A 17,937-nucleotide genomic window follows, 5' to 3' on the forward strand; every position below is an offset into this window, starting at 1 on the left:
ATGTCTGACGTTGCTGCAATAGAACAGTTTGTAAAAAAATATAATGCCCTTAAAACCGAAGTAGCCAAAGTTATTGTTGGTCAGGATGAGGTTGTTAATCAAATACTGATTTCAATTTTTTCTGGTGGTCACTCGTTGTTAATAGGTGTTCCTGGTCTGGCAAAAACGTTAATGGTTAATACCATTGCACAAGCACTTGGTTTAGATTTTAAACGAATTCAGTTTACTCCAGATTTAATGCCTAGTGATATTTTAGGAAGTGAAATATTAGACGAAAACAGACATTTTAAATTCCTAAAAGGACCCATATTTGCTAATATCATTTTAGCAGACGAAATCAATAGAACACCACCTAAAACACAAGCAGCTCTATTAGAAGCCATGCAAGAACGTGTTGTAACTGTTGCTGGTCATCAATACAAATTAAATTTACCATACTTTGTTTTAGCAACTCAAAATCCAATTGAGCAAGAAGGAACTTATCCTTTACCAGAAGCGCAATTAGACCGTTTTATGTTCGCAATAAATTTAGAATATCCTTCTTTTGCTGAAGAAGTACAAGTGGTAAAAGCAACAACAACAGATATTCAAGCTACCGTAAATTCTTTATTTACAGCTGAAGAAATTATCGGTTACCAAAACGTAATTCGTCGTATTCCTGTTGCAGATAATGTGATTGAATATGCCGTAAAAATGGTAAGCAAAACGCGACCAAATGCAGATACAGCTTCAGATTTAGTAAAAGAGTTTGTAGATTGGGGAGCAGGACCAAGAGCATCTCAAAATTTAATTTTAGCGTCAAAAACACATGCTGCAATTAATGGTAAGTTTTCACCAGATATTGAAAACGTACAAGCTGTTGCACAAGGTATTCTTCGTCATAGAATTATTAAAAACTACAAGGCAGAAGCTGAAGGTATTTCTGATGAACAAATCATAAAGAGTTTGTTTTAGATTTAAAGTATGTGTCATAACACTTTTGTTTTTATGTTTTATAGTATCTTAAATTTCTAATAAGTAATCTATAAGCTCTATAACAGTGAAGACTCTAAAAAACACGTTTCAAAATCTTAAAAAAGATAAACTGTTTTGGGTGAGACTTTGTGCTTTTTTTGCCTTTTTAATTCCGTTAATCATGTCGCCAAGAATTTGGTTTTCGGAGCGTTTGTTTCCTTTAGTGTCTTTTTTTGAAGGCATTCCAGTTCCTAATTTCACCTTTGATGTTGTACTTATAGCTCTGTTTGTAATTAGCTTTCTCGGCTTTGTTTTTAAGCCAAGCTGGAAGTTTAGTGCATTTGTTATTGGTATTTATGTCTTTTGGGTGTTGTTAGATCAAAATAGAATCCAGCCTTTCTATTTTGAAATTATTTTTATGGTTTTGGCGTTGACGCAATTTAATGACAATCCGAAACGCGTTAAACAATGTGTTCTTTTAATTTTAGTAGGTACCTACTTTTGGAGTGGTATGCACAAATGGAATGCTCTATTTTTTGAAAAATGGGCTTTCGGACTCAGTAAACGTATTCCTTTTGTACCAGAATGGATGCGATTGATATTTACCTATGCTGTGCCTTTTTTAGAAGCCTTATTTGGAGTGTTTTTAATCTTTTCTAAGACCAGAAAAATAGGCATCTGGTCCATAACACTAATGCATGCTATCATTATTATAACTTTTGTAACAGGAGGTTATGGATACATTGTGTTTCCTATGACTTTGTTTAACGTATTTGTGCTGTTTTATTTGTTCTATAAATCCTCATTTTCACTTAAAGATTTATGTGTTTTAAAACACCCTCAATCAATTGCGTTATTTCTTATTGCAATTGTATTTCCTGTTTTTAACTTATTGGGATTTTATGATCATATTTTGGCATTTAGTTATTTTTCTGGGAAACCGAAATATTGTAAGATTCATTTCAATAATTTAAAAGATATTGACACCTTACCAGAACATATAAAATTAAACGTAAAACATGAAGCTGAAGATTATTATATTGATTTAAACGAATGGTCTGGAAGCACAATTGGTGTCATTGTGTATCCAGAAGAAAGAGTATATAAAAAGATTAAAAACTATCTTGATACTTATTTAGAGGTCCCAAATACGTATCTAGAATATTATTGATGTAATATATAGTTAACGTCTGTTTTCAAACGTTCGAGCTCTTCCTTAATTAACACATTATAAAATCCTCTGATTTGTTGTTTTTGATCAACTAAAGCCACAAAACTACTATGATAGAAATCAGAACCATCTTCATTGGGTTTGAAATTTGTCATATAAGATTTAGCTTGGCGTTTCGTGTGTTCTTCAGATGCTCTAATAAATTGCCATTTGTTTGTCGGAATCCCTGTAGCTTCAGCATAAGTTTTTAAAACAGAAACCGAATCATGTTTTGGGTCTATAGTATGCGAGATGATCATTATGTTGTTTTCTTCAGAAAATGTTTCAGCTATTGAAATTAATTCGGTTCGCATTGGCGGACAAATACTTGGGCATCTTGTGAAGAAGAAGTTTGCAATACAAATTTTTCCTTTTAAATCTTCCGTAGAAAAAGAGTCACCTAACTGGTTTGTAAAGCCGTTATAGTTTATTTTATAAAAATTCTTATTTCCAGAAGCATCTATGGTGTAGCTCAATATGGGTAACTGTTTCGTTGTCGTGTTGCAGCTTGTGAAAAGCAAAAGAAAGAAACCAAATAAAACTCTCAAGGTTGATAGGTTTTTATTTTGTCATGCATTTCCTTATCATATAAAAATAAAAACATACTCGCCATCATGTCTTGGTTTACTGTAGTCGTATTATTAGTTTGAAGCACCAATTCATATTCATGTTCAGGATACAACATAATGCCTTGAGTGCTTGAAAAATAAGACACGTTTTTAAGTCCGATTTTATCACTGTAATTTTCAGCTTTAGACATGAATAACGTAGTGTCTTTAGTTTTATCTCGCAATGCTAAAGTTTCGGCAAAAGGATGTATGTGTGTTGCAATGTGATGCAGCGTTGTACTATCCTTAAGTTTAAGTTGATGTGTAATATCATAATGATACGTGTCTTTTCCAGGGAAAATCACCCAATGACCAGAAAGAGATTCGCCTTTGTCATTTTTATACGAATGGTTTTTTGTTTCTACAGGCAAACACATATTAGGATTTGAATCTGTTGGGTTTTCAAAAGGGTGTTCAGCATCATATGGAAGCATTACAAAAACCGTTTTACTCATTAAAGGTTTCATTTGTTTGTCATGCGGTTTGAAACCAATATTGATTTCATGCTTTATGTCAAAAGGATCACCTTTTATATTGTGATTTAAAGATTGTGTAGCCAGCAATAAATTTTCATTAGTAAATACTGCAAATCCAAATCCTTTAGGAAACGCGTAGCTTTCAATACCATTACTCATAGATGTTAAACGAGGATATTGCTCACCTATTCGATGATTAAGTTGCCATCTTGAGTAATGTTCGCCTTCGTATATATCTATATTGGTATGACAAATGTAATCATTAGAAAGTTGATCGACTTCATTCGTACTCAACGCTTTGGTTTGAAATGAGGTGATCCATACCAATTCATTTTTAGTCTCATCCAATTGAAATGAACGTACTACTTTCGGACCTTCCATAGATTTATAAATATTGTCGAGAACCAAAGTAGGCGTAATTAAACTGATAGAAGAATCATTTGACTGAATATTCCATCGTTCATCTACAATGCCTAATCCATGATACAACTTGGTTTTTACAATAGCTTTATGCCTGTTTGGAAGCTTTAAATAATAGATTCCACCAACAATAGTTAATAAAACAATGAACCACAATGTATATTTTAGTATTTTGGACTTCATTTTAGTGAAATTCGATTTTGAGACGCCTAAAAGGCCAACTCAAAATTGTAAATTGAACTAGTCCCACTTAAAAGTGGAATCTTATTTTTTAAACGACCTAAACAAAACTAAGGCTTTTTTTGATGCGAATAGATTATGAAAAACGAATTTTTGGCTTAGATCTTATGAGAGCTGTGGCCATAATTATGGTCATGTGTTCGCATACACTTTGGATAGCACCTGAAATGCGAGGTGTTACTCGTAAATTGTTTAGTGTTTTCGGGATTCTAGGCGTCGATGTCTTTTTTGTGTTGAGTGGATTTTTAATCGGAAGAATTTTATATAAAATGTATGTGTCCAGCGAATTTACATTTAAAGACGTTGGTTATTTTTGGATCAGACGTTGGTTTAGAACGCTTCCTAACTACTATCTGACCTTAACTATAAACATTCTTGTATTCATTTATATTGGTCATCAATTGCCAGACCAACTTTGGAAGTATGTTTTTTTTCTGCATAATTTTAGCACACAATTGCCCTGGTTTTTTCCTGAATCATGGAGTTTGTCAGTGGAAGAGTTTGCTTATATTTTAGGTCCTCTACTGTTGTATTTAGTGTTATTCATTAGAAAAAACACTTCTCGACCACGTTTGTTTTTGCAAGTCACTCTTTTTATTTTACTTCTGTTTATACTTTCAAAATTAATGTACAATCATGAGCAAACCATTCGTCATATGAGACATTGGACACTCAATGTGAAATCGATTGTAATTTATAGAATAGATGCTATTTATTATGGTGTTTTAGCAGCTTATATTTCAATTATTAAGCCAGAATTCTGGGATAATATTAAATATTTCGCTTGTGCTTTTGGAATTTTAGTATTGATAGGAATAAATTTTTTAGTACCACTAAAGGGTTGGTTTATTGAAGACTATCCACAATTCTGGAACGTTTGGTACTTTGTGATCAAGTCATTAGCTATTGCCTGTACCTTACCATTGTTAAGTGTTATGAAATCGGCACCAAAATCAATTAGAATACCCATAACATATGTCAGTATGTTGTCATATGCTATTTATGTGTTTCACTATTCAATCATTATGCAGTTGATGAAATACTTAATTCCTTCAGAACCAATGGAAGGATTAGATCTGATTATTTATCTGTTAGTATATGTTCTGATAACATTTGTTGTGTCGTATTTAGTGTATCGCTTGTATGAAAAACCAATGACAGATTTAAGAGATTCTCCAAAAATTAAAAAGCACTTTGAATAGTTAATATTGTTAATTTATTATTTTATCTCCTAAAAAACTAACAATAATGTAATTTTATGTTATAAAAACGATTGTTTATTGATTTATATTCAGTGTTTAACACTTTTTATTACATATTTTTAAATTTGCCTAAAAATTTGTAATTTTGCAATCCTTGACATCAAGTAAACAAACGAATATTCACCTTATAAATTACACATATGGCATTTGATATTGACATGATTAAAAAAGTTTACTCAAATATGGTAGAGCGTGTAGATGCTGCTCGCGATATTGTAGGTAAACCCCTTACACTTTCAGAAAAGATTTTATACTCACACCTTTGGGAAGGAATGCCAGATAAAGCGTTCACTAGAGGTAAAGATTATGTAGATTTTGCTCCAGATAGAGTAGCATGTCAAGATGCAACAGCTCAAATGGCTTTATTACAGTTTATGCAAGCTGGTAAGCATAAAGTAGCAGTGCCAACAACAGTGCATTGTGATCACTTGATACAAGCTAAAAATGGAGCGGCTTCCGATTTACAACATGCTATTAATACCAGTAATGAAGTCTTCAATTTTCTGGAGTCTGTCTCTAATAAATACGGAATTGGTTTCTGGAAACCAGGAGCTGGAATTATTCATCAAGTAGTTCTTGAAAATTATGCATTTCCAGGCGGAATGATGATTGGAACAGATTCACATACAGTAAATGCTGGTGGATTGGGAATGGTTGCTGTAGGCGTTGGAGGAGCAGATGCTGTTGACGTTATGGCAGGAATGGCTTGGGAATTAAAGTTTCCTAAACTTATTGGTGTAAGATTAACAGGGAAATTATCTGGTTGGACAGCACCTAAAGATGTGATTTTAAGAGTTGCAGATATCTTGACTGTAAAAGGAGGAACTGGAGCTATTGTAGAATATTTTGGTCCTGGAGCTACAGCCATGTCTTGTACAGGAAAAGGAACCATTTGTAATATGGGAGCCGAAATAGGAGCAACAACTTCTACGTTTGGATATGACGAATCTATGGAGCGTTATTTACGCTCTACTGACAGAGCAGATGTCGCTGATGAAGCAAATAAAATTAAAAATTATTTAACAGGTGATGAAGAGGTATATGCAAACCCTGAGCACTATTTTGATCAGGTCATTGATATTAATCTTTCTGAATTAGGTCCTTTACTAAATGGTCCTTTTACTCCTGATTTATCTACAAATGTAGGTAAAGAAATGACTGAAAAAGCGAAAGCTAACGATTGGCCAATTAAAGTAGAATGGGGATTAATTGGGTCATGTACCAATTCTTCTTATGAAGATTTATCTCGTGCCTCTTCTATAGCACAACAAGCTTTGGATAAAGGTGTAAAAATAAAGTCAGAGTTGGGTATCAATCCAGGCTCTGAACAAGTGCGCTATACTGCTGAACGTGACGGAATTCTTCAGATTTTTGAAAAACTGGATGCTAAGATTTTCACGAATGCTTGCGGACCTTGTATCGGACAATGGGCTCGATATGAAGATCCTAAAAATGCACCTAAAAACAGTATCGTACATTCCTTTAACCGAAACTTTGCAAAACGTGCAGATGGAAATCCAAATACACATGCTTTCGTGGCATCACCAGAATTAACTGCTGCTATTGCACTTGCTGGTCGTTTGGATTTTAATCCGATGACAGATGCATTAATCAGTGAGAATGGAGAAGAAGTGATGCTAGATGAACCAACAGGATGGGAATTACCACCAAAAGGGTTTGATGTGAAAGATAATGGCTATTTAGCACCTATGAAAGATGGAAGTGGAGTTGAGGTCAAAGTAGCTTCAGATTCTGAACGTTTGCAGTTATTAACCCCTTTTGAACCTATTGGAGATTCCATTACAGGAGCCAAATTACTGATAAAAGCCTATGGAAAATGTACTACAGATCATATTAGTATGGCTGGACCTTGGTTGCGTTTCCGAGGCCATTTAGATAACATTGCAAATAATACCTTAATTGGTGCTGTAAATGCTTTTGGAAAGAAAACAAACTTTGTTAAAAACCAACTGACAGGTGAATTTGGAGGTGTTCCTGATACTGCAAGAGCTTATAAAGCTGCAGGAATTAAATCTATTGTTGTTGGTGATCACAATTATGGAGAGGGTTCTTCTCGTGAGCATGCAGCAATGCAACCTCGTCATTTAGGTGTTGCAGCTGTGATTGTAAAATCGTTTGCTCGTATCCACGAAACTAACCTTAAAAAACAAGGGATGTTAGGATTAACATTTGCTAACGAAAGTGATTATGATTTAATTCAGGAAGATGATACGTTCAATTTCTTAGATTTAAATGAATTTGCTCCAGATAAGCAATTAACGATTGAAGTGGTTCATGCTGATGGAAGTAAAGATACTATTAAAGTCAACCATACCTATAACCAGGCGCAAATTGACTGGTATAATGAAGGTTCTGCTTTAAATAAAATTAAAAGAGAAAATGCAGCCTAAATAAAGGCATAATTAAATAAAGAAAAGCTCTTGAAATCTCAAGGGCTTTTTTATTACTTTAAGACGTAATTTATACATAAACATCTTGTTAGATTTGAACCATTTTACCGACTACGATGTTACATTTCTGTTTTATAAATACCTATGGCAAAATCAAAAAAATCAAAAATTTATAATCTTATCTTCATTGTTGTAATTGTGTTATTAATTATTCCGCAGACAAGACAACCAATTCAAGTGTTCATAAATAAAGGGATTGCATTCATCGTTAAGCCTTCAGTAATTGATCATTCTGAACGAGAAACGATGTCAAGTTATGATTGGAAGTTAATGGATATTTCTGGTCAGACGTATGATTTTAATTCAGTTAAGGGAAAGGTGGTCGTCATTAATTTCTGGGCCACTTGGTGTCCACCATGTATAGCTGAAATGCCTAGTATGGAGCAACTTTATCAAACCTATAAAACGAATGATAATGTCGTGTTTTTATTTGTGTCTAATGAAGATGTATCGGTTATTAAAACGTTCATGTCCAACAAGGATTACAGCTTTAATGTCTATCAATCTTTAACTGAATATCCTAGAGAATTTAATGTGACTTCAATCCCAAGAACATTCATCATTAGTAAAAAAGGAGAAATCGTTATTGATAAATCTGGAGCAGCAGATTGGAATAGTGAACGTGTTACCAATACGATTGATGAATTGCTTAAAGCGTTTTAAAAAAGGCTTTTATAAACGACCAGGAGAATAACGACCACATGATGTGAAGTTCTTCTGAAAAAGTAGATTCTTCATCTAAAAAACGAAACATTGTTTGGACAGAGTTCTTGCTGTAAAACTGCTTAAAAATCCATTCGCCTTTATGATTTTCATCTTTGAGAACTTTTAGAAACACCTTGTCATAAAACTTGTATTTGCTGTTGAATAACTTTTCAGAAGGAACTTTATCCGCTTTGAGGTTCTCTATAATTTTAGCAATTTTTTTTTCAGTATGTTTAAAGGAATAGCCTGTCGAACCTTTTACCCATCCACCACCAGTTCCAATTTTGGTAATGTTTTGAGTGTTAAATTTAGAGAAGTTATAATTGGTCATCGGAATTTGACCTTGCTCAGTTTCAACAATAGTGTAGCGAGCTATTTTTAAATAATCTCTAATGTAGGTTTTAATATAGCCATCATAAATATCATCAGGAACAGTGTGTTCAGTAAAATATGTAAATTCAACCAAAGCTTCCGTTTTAGAAAATGGCAACACATACATGAATGTGGTTTGATTGCCGTCTTTTAAACGATAATCCATCATGATAACTTTAGTTTCATCAAAAGCTTCTGTTTCCGTTTTAATGATCCAACCTTTAAAATGCTGAATGATTGAAATACTGGTGTCGTATTCTTTTGAAAATTCTTCAGGAATACGACTATCAAACACATGAGTTGCCGAATAGGTGTTTTTATTAGTCGTCACCAAAACCATTTTGTTTTCTTTAATAGAAGTTACGGTTTCAATTTTAAAATGAATGTGTTTTTTGGTCTGAAGTTGCGTTTTAGCGTACTTATAAAAGTCAATAGATTTAATTGTATTGTAACTATATGGACTAATGTCTAAATGTATTTTTTTTTCCGAAGTTATTACGGAAGCTTTCTTCCAAGATTTATGAATAATAGAATGCCATTGAGAGGTGTTGTTTTGCCAGAAACTCCAGGTTTTATCATTTGAGTTTTTTTCTGAAGGATCAATCAGAGCAATTTTCTTGTTCTTAAAAAAGGAATCTTCCGAAAGTTTCAAAGCCAGTTGTAAACCAGCTAATCCATTTCCAATGATGATATAATCAAAATGGGAACTTTCAGACATACATAAAAAACGTTTACTTTTTGAAATATTTGAAAGGTACGAATAACATTCCGAAGCATTCGCCATCGGCTTTCCCTAAGTGTTTGTGATGTATTTTATGGGCACGTCTTACACCTTTTGCATACCAGTTGTTAGCATTTCTAAACATCTTGAAACGTTGATGAATAAAAATATCATGCACTAGAAAATAAGCAGCTCCATATGCCATAATCCCTAAACCGATAGGTAAACAATACCAAATATTTTCGTAGCTCCACAAATAAAAACACGTCATACTCACGACAGCGTAAAAAATAAAAAAGGCGTCATTGCGCTCAAACCAGCTATCGTGATCTTTATGGTGATGGTCTTTATGTAAACTCCACAAAAAACCATGCATGACATATTTATGAGTAAACCACGCCATAAATTCCATGGTGCAAAAAACACCTAAAAAGACAAGAATCCATAATACAGTTTGCATGAGTTTATAATAGATTTAATTGATATTTAACATAACTTCTAGTGAGTAATTCAAACTTCTTGTAGTTTGGTACTCTGATTCTGGTTGATTTTATTTCCAAAGCTGGTGTTTTCTTTAATTTTTTTAGTAACTGACTGTAATATCTGTACGCCATAAATACACCAAACTTAGCTTCGATAGGAAGATTTTTAATCCCTTGAAGACCTTTTGCAAAATCACTTTCTATGTCATCAATGATTCTTTGCTTTGAAACTTCATCGAGATGATTTAAGTCTGTATTAGGAAAATACGTTCTGCTCAAATCTTCAAAATCAGCTTTCAGATCTCTCAAAAAATTTACTTTTTGAAAGGCAGACCCTAGACTCATAGCAGAGTCTTTCAGTTCGTCAAATTTATCTTGATTACCTTTCACAAAAACCTTTAAACACATCAAACCTACAACGTCAGCCGAGCCATAAATATAATCTTTATATTCGGCATCTGTAAGATAATTTTGTTTGTGCAAATCAAGTCGCATACTTTTCATAAACGCATCAACCATATTTTTATCAATACCATATTTATGATAGGTGTCTTGAAATGAGTTTAAAATAGGGTTCAGACTTATTTTATGCTCAAGTGCTAATTCTAGATCCTTTGAGAAATTATTGAATAATAATTCCTTGTCATAATCATGGAAGCTATCAACAATTTCATCAGCGAATCTTACAAAGCCATAAATATTGTAAATGTCTTGACGAATAGAATTTGATAGCATCTTCGTTGCTAATGAAAACGACGTGCTGTAAGACTTAGTGACAGTCTTGCTACAGTGGTTTGAAACGGTATCAAAAATGGCTTTCATATTAGTTATTGTGGTGTTTTTTAATTAATTGAGCTACTAATTTACCTGAAATTAGTGATGGAGGAACTCCTGGTCCTGGAACCGTTAATTGTCCTGTGAAATAAAGATTATTTACCTTTTTGCTTTTTAATTTAGGTCTTAAAAATGCGGTTTGAGAAAGTGTGTTAGCCATTCCGTAAGCATTCCCTTTATAGGAGTTATAATCCTTTATAAAGTCTTTAATACAGAAAGACTCTTTAAAAATAATATTATTTTTCACACTTTGATGTGTTAGTTTTTCAAAACGAGACATGATGATGTCAAAATATTGAGCTCTCAGCTCATTTGTATCTTCAATTCCTGGAGCAATAGGAATTAAGAAAAAACCTGTCTCACAATCTGCTGGAGCCATAGATTTATCTGTTACAGAAGGGAAATTAGCATAAAACAGCGGATCTTTAGGCCACTGAGGATTATCGTAAATCTCTTCAGCGTGAGTTTCGAAGTCTGTATCAAAAAATAAATTGTGATGTTCGATATTACTTAATTTTTTGTCAAAACCAATATAGAATAGGAGTGAAGAAGGAGCAAAAGTTTTCTTACTCCAGTACGATTCAGAATATTGACGGTATTCTTGATTAAGTAAAGTTTCAGAATGATGATAATCTGCTCCGCTTAGTACTACATCGAAATGTTTGGTATCACCATTTACAATGACAGATGTAGCATTTTTATGTTCTACCACGATTTTTTCTACTGAACTATTGGTATGTATTCGCACGCCCAAACTTTCTGCTAAAGACTTCATGGCTTTAATAACTTCATACATGCCACCTTTAGGATGCCAAGTGCCTAGACCAAAATCGGCATAGTTCATAAAGCTGTAAAAAGATGGTGTATTGCTAGGTTTAGCACCTAAAAACAAGACAGGAAATTCAAGAGTTGATATGAGTTTTGGGTTTTTAAAGTTTTTCCTGACATCTCCACTAATGGTTTTAAAAAACTGATCTACTCGTAAAGCAGTATCTGGAGTTATTAACTCAAAGGGAGAAATTCCTGGTTTTAGTACAACTTTATTTATAGCAATGTCATAATTGGATGCCGCTTTATCAATAAATTTTTTCAAAGGCTTAGAGCTTCCAGCTTCAATGCGTTCAAATTCTTCACAGATTTTGTCTAGAGTATCTCCAATAGTGATGATTTCATCTTTGAAAAAGATTTTGTAGGCAGGATTTAGTTTATCCAGCTCATAGTAATCAGATGTAGATTTTCCGAAGTCCCCAAAAAATTTCTCAAAAATATCAGGCATCCAGTACCAACTCGGACCAATGTCAAATATAAATCCTTCCTTTTTTAATTGTCTGCAGCGACCACCAACAGTAGCATTTTTTTCAAATACAGATACATCATAGCCATCTTGAGCTAAATAGCAAGAAGCAGATAACGCTGAGAATCCCGAACCGATTATGGCAATATGTTTTTTCATTGTTTAACAAACTTACACAAAAGTTAAACAATTTTAGCTTTAGAAATAAAATTTTAGAGTTTTTTAACTAAATCTTTAATTGTTATAAAAGGAACAATTTGTTTTGGTAGTGAATTTAAATCAATTTCGTTTAACATTCGTCCTAAGACCCAAAATTTAATAGAGTCTTTAATAATTAATTTTTCGGAAAAATCTTTGATATAGTTGTCAATCTCGTCTTTTTCGGGTTTGACTGTAAAATAAGATATAAAAGTGATTTTATCGTAATAATTTAGAAGATCTTTTAGGCTGTCAAGCGGAACACTTTGCCCTAAAAATATGGCTTGATGTCCTTTGGCAATGATTTCATAGTTGATAATCATTAATCCTAATTCATGGATTTCATTATCAGGAAGGTATAATACAAAAATCTCATCAGTTTTTACTTGATTTTGAGATTGAATGATTTCAGTATTAATTAATATTTTTTGTCTTATGAGTGACGTTAGAAAATGTTCTTGAGCTGGTGTTATGGTGTCTGTTTGCCAAAGCATTCCAATTTCAGAAAGCAGAGGTATCAAATCTTGATAAAAAATATCACTGAACGATTTCTCTTTTATCAAATTTTCATAAGTATCATAAAACAGCTTTTGATCAAAGTTAAGCATAGCTAATTTAAAAGCGTCAATAGCATGGTTATTGGTGGTGTCATTTTCAGCGACTTTTTTTACAAGTTTCGGAATGTCTTCGTTGTCTAAAGACGCTATTTTTGATATTTTATAACCGTTATTGTTGAGGTAGCTAATATTAAGTAGCTTTTGAAGGTTATCCAGACTGTAATATCTAATATTGGTATCTGTTCTCTCGGGCTTTAGTAGATTGTATCGTTTCTCCCATATTCTTATCGTATGAGCTTTTATACCAGTCAGATGTTCTAAATCCTTAATACTAAAGGTGCTTTTAATATTGTTCATTTTTAAAATAAAAAGATTAAACAAAAATAACCTTTTTTTTTAATGCATATGAATATTAAAGTTTAATTTAAGATTTTGATAACTATTTTTGTTTACGGAAAGGAGAAAGAAAGTGCGCACGAGAAGACTCGAACTTCCACGGACTAATGTCCACCAACCCCTCAAGCTGGCGCGTCTACCAATTCCGCCACGTGCGCATTATTTCAATAAAGGTAAAAAAAAAGTTAAGCATTTGCTTAACTTTTTTTCAGTGACCAGTCTGGGGCTCGAACCCAGGACCCTCTCCTTAAAAGGGAGATGCTCTACCAACTGAGCTAACTGGTCAATAAGTCTCTGTAACGAGGGTGCAAATATAAAACGTTTAATTAATAATCCAAACCTATTATTAGATATTTTTTTGTTTTTTTGTACTTGCTTATCTTATGTTTTTAATAATCAATTTATAAGAAGAAAATGACGTTAATTTTAGTTGGGTATATGGGATCAGGAAAGTCTTCTGTAGCTAAGAAATTGGCAAAGATTTTAAACTATGATGTTATTGATTTCGATGTTTACATTGAAACTAAATTAAATATGACGATAAATGACATTTTTAAAACCAAAGGAGAAGTGTTTTTTAGGAAACAAGAAAGTCTTTATTTAAAAGACGTTATAAAAAAAGAGAACACAATTGTTGCTCTAGGAGGAGGAACTCCATGTTATGGTAACAATTTGAAGATGATTAAAGAAGCTGAACGTTCTAAGACTATTTATTTAAAAGCTTCAATAAACAACCTTGCTGAACGGTTATTTTATGAAAAATCTACCAGACCTCTTATTTCACATTTGGATACTCAAGACCAGCTATTGGAATTTATTGGTAAACATGTATTTGAAAGATCTCCATTTTATGAGCAATCAGATGTTATAATTCTTACAGATTCATTATCAGTAGACCAAGTTACAGAATCTATTTTACTCAAATTATTTTAAGTAAGCTTCAAACTGTTTTCCAGATAAAGTAACTTCAACATGTTCATTTAAAGATGTAGATAGCGAAATGCCTTTAAAATCAGCTTTTACAGGATATTTTTTATGGTTTCTGTTTACCAATACAGCCGTTTTAAACTGTTTAAGTGGAACATCTAAAAAATGTTTCACACCATATATAAGCGTGCTTCCCGAGTTTAGAACATCATCAATTAGTACCAATGATTTATTAGTGTATTCTTCTTTACTAAGAGAGGTCTTTATTTCAGCAAGTGGATTTTTTTTATCAATAACAACTTTACATAGAATAGGTTTTAATTCTGAAATTTTTTCAAGATTTTGCTTTAGTTTTTTTGCTAATATAAATCCATTGTCTTGAATTCCAGCTAAAATAATAGCTTCTTCATAAACATTGCTTTCATAAATTTGATAAGCAATACGTCTTATTTTATGTTGAATTTCCTGATGATTTAAAATTGTATTTTTTGTAATGCTCATGCTTGTTATGGTTTTCTCAAAGATAAAAAAGAGTTTGTTAATGCTGCTTTAAATATTAGATATCTTCATCAGAAGTTTCATAAAAATCATCAATATCTCTTCTGTCTTTTTTTGTAGGTCTTCCAGCCCCTTTTTTTCTGTAATAGTCTTTTGAATACTTAAGTAAGTCCTTTGCTTCAAAAGCTTCTTTTGGTGTAATGTCTGTTCTGTAAATATCAACTAATTTAGCGCCAACTCTACTTTCTGGAACATCATTGACAATAATACAATAATTAATTTGGTCTTTTCGCAATTCAATTTTATCGGTAGGATAAACGTCTCTACTTGGCTTAACAACCTGATCATTTACTTTTACATGACCTTTTTTACATGCGTTAGTTGCCAGGCTTCTGGTTTTAAAATATCTAATACTCCAAAGGTATTTATCTACTCGCATATTAAAGTTGTAAAAATGGCGTTAATTGTTTGATGCAAAAATATATATTATTGTATCTTGCGCCTTAAAAATAAGCAATATTGTGTCATTTAAAATAGTTCTTATATTTTGAAAGGCTTTATAAAGAAAACAAACCCAATTATGATTTTTAGAAATACTATAGTGGTTCTACTACTTTCTGTTTTGTGTTTTACATCTTGTAAAAAAGATGATGATGACATTGTAACGATACCAATACGAGATAGAACTGAACAACAGGCTGCTGATAAAGATTCTTTATTGAATTATTTGAATACACATTATTATAATTCTGCTGTATTTGAAGTTCCTGGTAATTATACTTATGAAGATATAGTTATCGAAGAATTACCTGTAGATATAGATACTGGTGAATATTTAGATTTGCCAGATCCAGATAATCAAACCTTATTAATTGATGCTATTGAAACCTTTACTATTGAATATCTTGATGTCGAATATGAATATTATACTTTAACACTTAATGAAGGAGGAGGAGAGTCTCCAAATTCATCAGATACTATAAATGTTAATTATCTTGGGCAACAATTTGATGGCGAAGCTTTTGATAGTTCTGCTAACTCTGCAAACTTTGATCTTTTAAGCCTTATCCCAGCATGGAGATATGTAATACCACGCTTTGGAACTGCTACCAGTATTGTTGAAAACGAAGATGGAACATTTTCTTACGATAATTACGGATTAGGTGTCATGTTTATTCCTTCAGGATTAGCTTATTTTAGTGCAGCTCCTACAGGCCTTTCACAATATGAAAACCTTGTCTTTAAATTTGAATTATACACAACAGAGGCTAATGATCATGATTCTGATTTAGTATTCTCGTTTATAGAAGACTTAAATGGAAATGGTGATGTTTCTGATGATGATACAGATCTTGATGGCGTCCCTAATTATTTCGATATAGATGATGATGGCGATGGTGTAATAACTCGTTTTGAAGATCTTAATAATGATGGAGATCCTACAAACGACGATACTGACGAAGATGGAATTCCTAACTATTTAGATTCTGGTACAGCATTATCTAATCAAGATGATAACTAAATAAAAAAAAAAGCCGCTATTAGCGGCTTTTTTTATGTTTTAGGATCTTAGAAAGCAACAGACAGACTAAGTATTAATTGATCAGGTCTGGTGTCAATTCTACTAACAACTCCATCACCTAAATTGTTGTCAATAAAGAGCGCTTCATTATTGCTAAACCCTCTTTCATATCTCAAATCAATTCCAATCTTATTTAAATTTAAACCTATTCCAAAGTTTAGCCCTAAAGAAAAGTCATCTTTAATATCATTAATATCTATACCTTCAAATTCTGTATTTAATATATATTGCAATGATGGTCCTCCAAAAAGACTAACAGGACCAAGAACTTTAGCACCAATCAATAGAGGTGCATCAATTTTAGTCATTGAGAAGTCGTCACTATTATATGAGCTTTTAGTAGCTGTGTAAACCAATTCTGGTCTGAAGTATAATCTGTCTCCAATCTTTCCAAAAATGCCAATATGATAACCAATGTTGCGATCAGGATTTCTGGCATTATTACCAATAGATTCAAAATAATCACCATTGGCATTGTAATTTAAACCTCCCTTAATACCAAATGAAGTTCCATCTTGAGCATTAATATTAAAAGATAATAACGCTAAAACAAATGTACTGATAACTAGTTTTTTGCGCACCTTATTCTTATTGAAAAGGTGCTTGTAAAATTTTTTTAAAATTTTCATAATAGTCGTTTTTTGTGATTTTGATATATAGTATCAAAAACGCTGCCAAAGGACTATTATTTCATTTTGCTGATTTTAGGTATAGACAAAAAAAATCTAGCCTGTTTAAGCTAGATTTTAATAATATAATAAGAACAGTTATTTTCTTTTTAATACGTTTTCAGAAGCTTTTACAATCGCATCAGCATTAAGTCCGTACTTATCCATTAATTGCTCTGGAGTTCCAGATTCTCCAAATGTATCATTTGTAGCAACAAATTCTTGAGGCGTAGGATGGTGTTGTGCCAGAACTCTAGCGACACTTTCTCCTAAACCTCCTAAATAATTATGTTCCTCAGCAGTTACAATACAACCCGTTTTAGATACTGAATCTAAAATAGCCTTGTCATCTAAGGGTTTAATAGTATGAATATTGATAACTTCAGCCGAAATTCCTTTGTCATGAAGTGTTTTTGCAGCTTCAAGAGCTTCCCATACTAAATGACCAGTAGCAACAATTGTGATATCATTTCCTTCAGTTAAACGAACAGCTTTGCCGATTTCAAAGGTTTGATTTTCAGGTGTGAAGTTAGCTACTTTAGGGCGTCCAAAACGTAAATAAACTGGTCCATGATGATCAGCAATAGCCATAGTAGCTGCTTTAGTTTGGTTGTAATCACAAGTATTAATGACTGTCATTCCTGGTAACATTTTCATTAAACCAATATCTTCCAAGATTTGGTGTGTTGCTCCATCTTCGCCTAAGGTCAATCCAGCATGAGAAGCACAAATTTTTACGTTTTTGTCAGAATAGGCAACACTCTGTCTAATTTGATCATAAACACGACCAGTAGAAAAGTTAGCAAATGTTCCGGTAAAAGGTATTTTTCCGCCAATAGTCATTCCAGCGGCTAAACCAATCATATTGGCTTCAGCAATTCCAACTTGAAAAAAGCGTTCTGGATGATTGGCTTTGAAATCGTCCATTTTTAGAGAGCCAATTAAATCAGCACAAAGTGCAACCACATTTTCATTGGTTTTTCCTAATTCGGTTAATCCAGCTCCAAAACCTGAGCGTGTGTCTTTATTTCCTGTATTTGTATATGTTTTCATTGTTTTCTT

The 17,937-nt window shown here is 32.7% G+C and carries 18 protein-coding genes and 2 tRNA genes; 7 read left to right on the forward strand and 13 right to left on the reverse strand.

From position 1 onward, the window contains the following. A complete protein-coding gene (locus ACRHNM_RS14720) occupies positions 1-954 on the forward strand; it encodes an AAA family ATPase (RefSeq protein WP_431137416.1) in 954 nt (317 codons plus the stop codon). A gap of 85 nt (positions 955-1,039) precedes the next feature. Further along, positions 1,040-2,125, forward strand: a complete 1,086-nt coding sequence (locus tag ACRHNM_RS14725; RefSeq protein WP_431137417.1) for a MauE/DoxX family redox-associated membrane protein — start codon at positions 1,040-1,042, stop codon at positions 2,123-2,125. Here the strand turns inward: ACRHNM_RS14725 and ACRHNM_RS14730 are convergent. Both ACRHNM_RS14730 and ACRHNM_RS14735 read right to left on the reverse strand, forming a co-directional pair. Further along, the gene (locus ACRHNM_RS14730; protein WP_431137418.1) at positions 2,119-2,640 is read right to left on the reverse strand and encodes an SCO family protein; all 522 of its coding nucleotides are present in this window, start codon (positions 2,638-2,640) and stop codon (positions 2,119-2,121) included. The two genes, ACRHNM_RS14725 and ACRHNM_RS14730, sit on opposite strands and share 7 nt — an antisense overlap. 68 nt (positions 2,641-2,708) lie before the next feature. Continuing rightward, positions 2,709-3,851, reverse strand: a complete 1,143-nt coding sequence (locus ACRHNM_RS14735) for a hypothetical protein (RefSeq protein WP_431137419.1) — start codon at positions 3,849-3,851, stop codon at positions 2,709-2,711. A 122-nt stretch (positions 3,852-3,973) separates the two neighbouring features. On the opposite strand from ACRHNM_RS14735, the gene ACRHNM_RS14740 reads away from it, so the two are divergent. The 3 genes from ACRHNM_RS14740 to ACRHNM_RS14750 all read left to right on the forward strand — a co-directional run bounded on the left by ACRHNM_RS14740 (position 3,974) and on the right by ACRHNM_RS14750 (position 8,304). Next, entirely contained in the window at positions 3,974-5,110 is a 1,137-nt protein-coding gene (locus ACRHNM_RS14740) for an acyltransferase family protein (protein WP_431137445.1), read from the forward strand. 200 nt (positions 5,111-5,310) lie between these two features. Beyond that, a complete protein-coding gene (locus ACRHNM_RS14745; protein WP_431137420.1) occupies positions 5,311-7,581 on the forward strand; it encodes an aconitate hydratase in 2,271 nt (756 codons plus the stop codon). 144 nt (positions 7,582-7,725) lie between these two features. Continuing rightward, entirely contained in the window at positions 7,726-8,304 is a 579-nt protein-coding gene (locus ACRHNM_RS14750; protein WP_431137421.1) for a TlpA family protein disulfide reductase, read from the forward strand. Here the strand turns inward: ACRHNM_RS14750 and ACRHNM_RS14755 are convergent. From ACRHNM_RS14755 to ACRHNM_RS14785, 7 genes are all read right to left on the reverse strand, one after another. Further along, positions 8,291-9,436: a lycopene cyclase family protein gene (locus tag ACRHNM_RS14755; RefSeq protein ID WP_431137422.1), complete on the reverse strand. Its 1,146-nt coding sequence runs from the start codon at positions 9,434-9,436 to the stop codon at positions 8,291-8,293. The two genes, ACRHNM_RS14750 and ACRHNM_RS14755, sit on opposite strands and share 14 nt — an antisense overlap. 13 nt (positions 9,437-9,449) lie before the next feature. Beyond that, positions 9,450-9,899, reverse strand: coding sequence for a beta-carotene hydroxylase (locus ACRHNM_RS14760; RefSeq protein ID WP_431137423.1), 450 nt, complete (start codon positions 9,897-9,899; stop codon positions 9,450-9,452). Positions 9,900-9,903: 4 nt separating this feature from the next. Beyond that, complete coding sequence (locus tag ACRHNM_RS14765; RefSeq protein ID WP_431137424.1) at positions 9,904-10,743, reverse strand: phytoene/squalene synthase family protein; 840 nt, start codon at positions 10,741-10,743, stop codon at positions 9,904-9,906. 1 nt (position 10,744) lies between these two features. Beyond that, positions 10,745-12,208, reverse strand: coding sequence for a phytoene desaturase family protein (locus ACRHNM_RS14770; protein ID WP_431137425.1), 1,464 nt, complete (start codon positions 12,206-12,208; stop codon positions 10,745-10,747). Positions 12,209-12,261: 53 nt separating this feature from the next. After that, positions 12,262-13,161 carry a MerR family transcriptional regulator gene (locus tag ACRHNM_RS14775; protein WP_431137426.1) on the reverse strand — a complete coding sequence of 300 codons (900 nt, stop codon included), beginning with the start codon at positions 13,159-13,161 and terminating at the stop codon, positions 12,262-12,264. Between the two features lie 113 nt (positions 13,162-13,274). Beyond that, positions 13,275-13,358: transfer RNA gene (locus ACRHNM_RS14780), tRNA-Leu, on the reverse strand. Positions 13,359-13,412: 54 nt separating this feature from the next. Continuing rightward, positions 13,413-13,485 (reverse strand) — tRNA-Lys (locus tag ACRHNM_RS14785). A gap of 129 nt (positions 13,486-13,614) precedes the next feature. On the opposite strand from ACRHNM_RS14785, the gene ACRHNM_RS14790 reads away from it, so the two are divergent. Next, a complete protein-coding gene (locus ACRHNM_RS14790; protein ID WP_431137427.1) occupies positions 13,615-14,133 on the forward strand; it encodes a shikimate kinase in 519 nt (172 codons plus the stop codon). Here ACRHNM_RS14790 and ACRHNM_RS14795 read toward each other — a convergent pair. Continuing rightward, positions 14,125-14,628 (reverse strand): phosphoribosyltransferase family protein, encoded by a 504-nt coding sequence (locus tag ACRHNM_RS14795; protein WP_431137428.1) that lies wholly within the window; start codon positions 14,626-14,628, stop codon positions 14,125-14,127. The two genes, ACRHNM_RS14790 and ACRHNM_RS14795, sit on opposite strands and share 9 nt — an antisense overlap. 55 nt (positions 14,629-14,683) lie before the next feature. Beyond that, on the reverse strand, positions 14,684-15,064 hold the full coding sequence (locus tag ACRHNM_RS14800; protein WP_431137429.1) for an RNA-binding S4 domain-containing protein: 381 nt from the start codon (positions 15,062-15,064) through the stop codon (positions 14,684-14,686). A gap of 108 nt (positions 15,065-15,172) precedes the next feature. Between ACRHNM_RS14800 and ACRHNM_RS14805 the strand changes: the two genes are divergently transcribed. Then, positions 15,173-16,147 (forward strand): FKBP-type peptidyl-prolyl cis-trans isomerase, encoded by a 975-nt coding sequence (locus ACRHNM_RS14805; protein WP_431137430.1) that lies wholly within the window; start codon positions 15,173-15,175, stop codon positions 16,145-16,147. 47 nt (positions 16,148-16,194) lie between these two features. Here the strand turns inward: ACRHNM_RS14805 and ACRHNM_RS14810 are convergent, their stop codons facing one another. Both ACRHNM_RS14810 and ACRHNM_RS14815 read right to left on the reverse strand, forming a co-directional pair. Next, complete coding sequence (locus ACRHNM_RS14810; RefSeq protein WP_431137431.1) at positions 16,195-16,836, reverse strand: outer membrane beta-barrel protein; 642 nt, start codon at positions 16,834-16,836, stop codon at positions 16,195-16,197. Between the two features lie 138 nt (positions 16,837-16,974). After that, positions 16,975-17,928, reverse strand: a complete 954-nt coding sequence (locus tag ACRHNM_RS14815) for a transketolase family protein (RefSeq protein WP_431137432.1) — start codon at positions 17,926-17,928, stop codon at positions 16,975-16,977. Positions 17,929-17,937: the final 9 nt, after the last annotated feature.

It is taken from the genome of Psychroserpens mesophilus (assembly GCF_050617655.1).
In the GTDB taxonomy this organism is placed as follows: Bacteria; Bacteroidota; Bacteroidia; order Flavobacteriales; family Flavobacteriaceae; genus Psychroserpens; species Psychroserpens mesophilus_A.

Coding starts and splice junctions, on each gene's coding strand:
- ACRHNM_RS14795 (WP_431137428.1), bottom strand. CDS start 14,628: ATGAGCATTACAAAAAATACAATTTTAAATCATCAGGAAATTCAACAT.
- ACRHNM_RS14810 (WP_431137431.1), bottom strand. CDS start 16,836: ATGAAAATTTTAAAAAAATTTTACAAGCACCTTTTCAATAAGAATAAG.
- ACRHNM_RS14800 (WP_431137429.1), bottom strand. CDS start 15,064: ATGCGAGTAGATAAATACCTTTGGAGTATTAGATATTTTAAAACCAGA.
- ACRHNM_RS14770 (WP_431137425.1), bottom strand. CDS start 12,208: ATGAAAAAACATATTGCCATAATCGGTTCGGGATTCTCAGCGTTATCT.
- ACRHNM_RS14815 (WP_431137432.1), bottom strand. CDS start 17,928: ATGAAAACATATACAAATACAGGAAATAAAGACACACGCTCAGGTTTT.
- ACRHNM_RS14760 (WP_431137423.1), bottom strand. CDS start 9,899: ATGCAAACTGTATTATGGATTCTTGTCTTTTTAGGTGTTTTTTGCACC.
- ACRHNM_RS14740 (WP_431137445.1), top strand. CDS start 3,974: ATGCGAATAGATTATGAAAAACGAATTTTTGGCTTAGATCTTATGAGA.
- ACRHNM_RS14775 (WP_431137426.1), bottom strand. CDS start 13,161: ATGAACAATATTAAAAGCACCTTTAGTATTAAGGATTTAGAACATCTG.
- ACRHNM_RS14765 (WP_431137424.1), bottom strand. CDS start 10,743: ATGAAAGCCATTTTTGATACCGTTTCAAACCACTGTAGCAAGACTGTC.
- ACRHNM_RS14720 (WP_431137416.1), top strand. CDS start 1: ATGTCTGACGTTGCTGCAATAGAACAGTTTGTAAAAAAATATAATGCC.
- ACRHNM_RS14755 (WP_431137422.1), bottom strand. CDS start 9,436: ATGTCTGAAAGTTCCCATTTTGATTATATCATCATTGGAAATGGATTA.
- ACRHNM_RS14790 (WP_431137427.1), top strand. CDS start 13,615: ATGACGTTAATTTTAGTTGGGTATATGGGATCAGGAAAGTCTTCTGTA.
- ACRHNM_RS14745 (WP_431137420.1), top strand. CDS start 5,311: ATGGCATTTGATATTGACATGATTAAAAAAGTTTACTCAAATATGGTA.
- ACRHNM_RS14750 (WP_431137421.1), top strand. CDS start 7,726: ATGGCAAAATCAAAAAAATCAAAAATTTATAATCTTATCTTCATTGTT.
- ACRHNM_RS14735 (WP_431137419.1), bottom strand. CDS start 3,851: ATGAAGTCCAAAATACTAAAATATACATTGTGGTTCATTGTTTTATTA.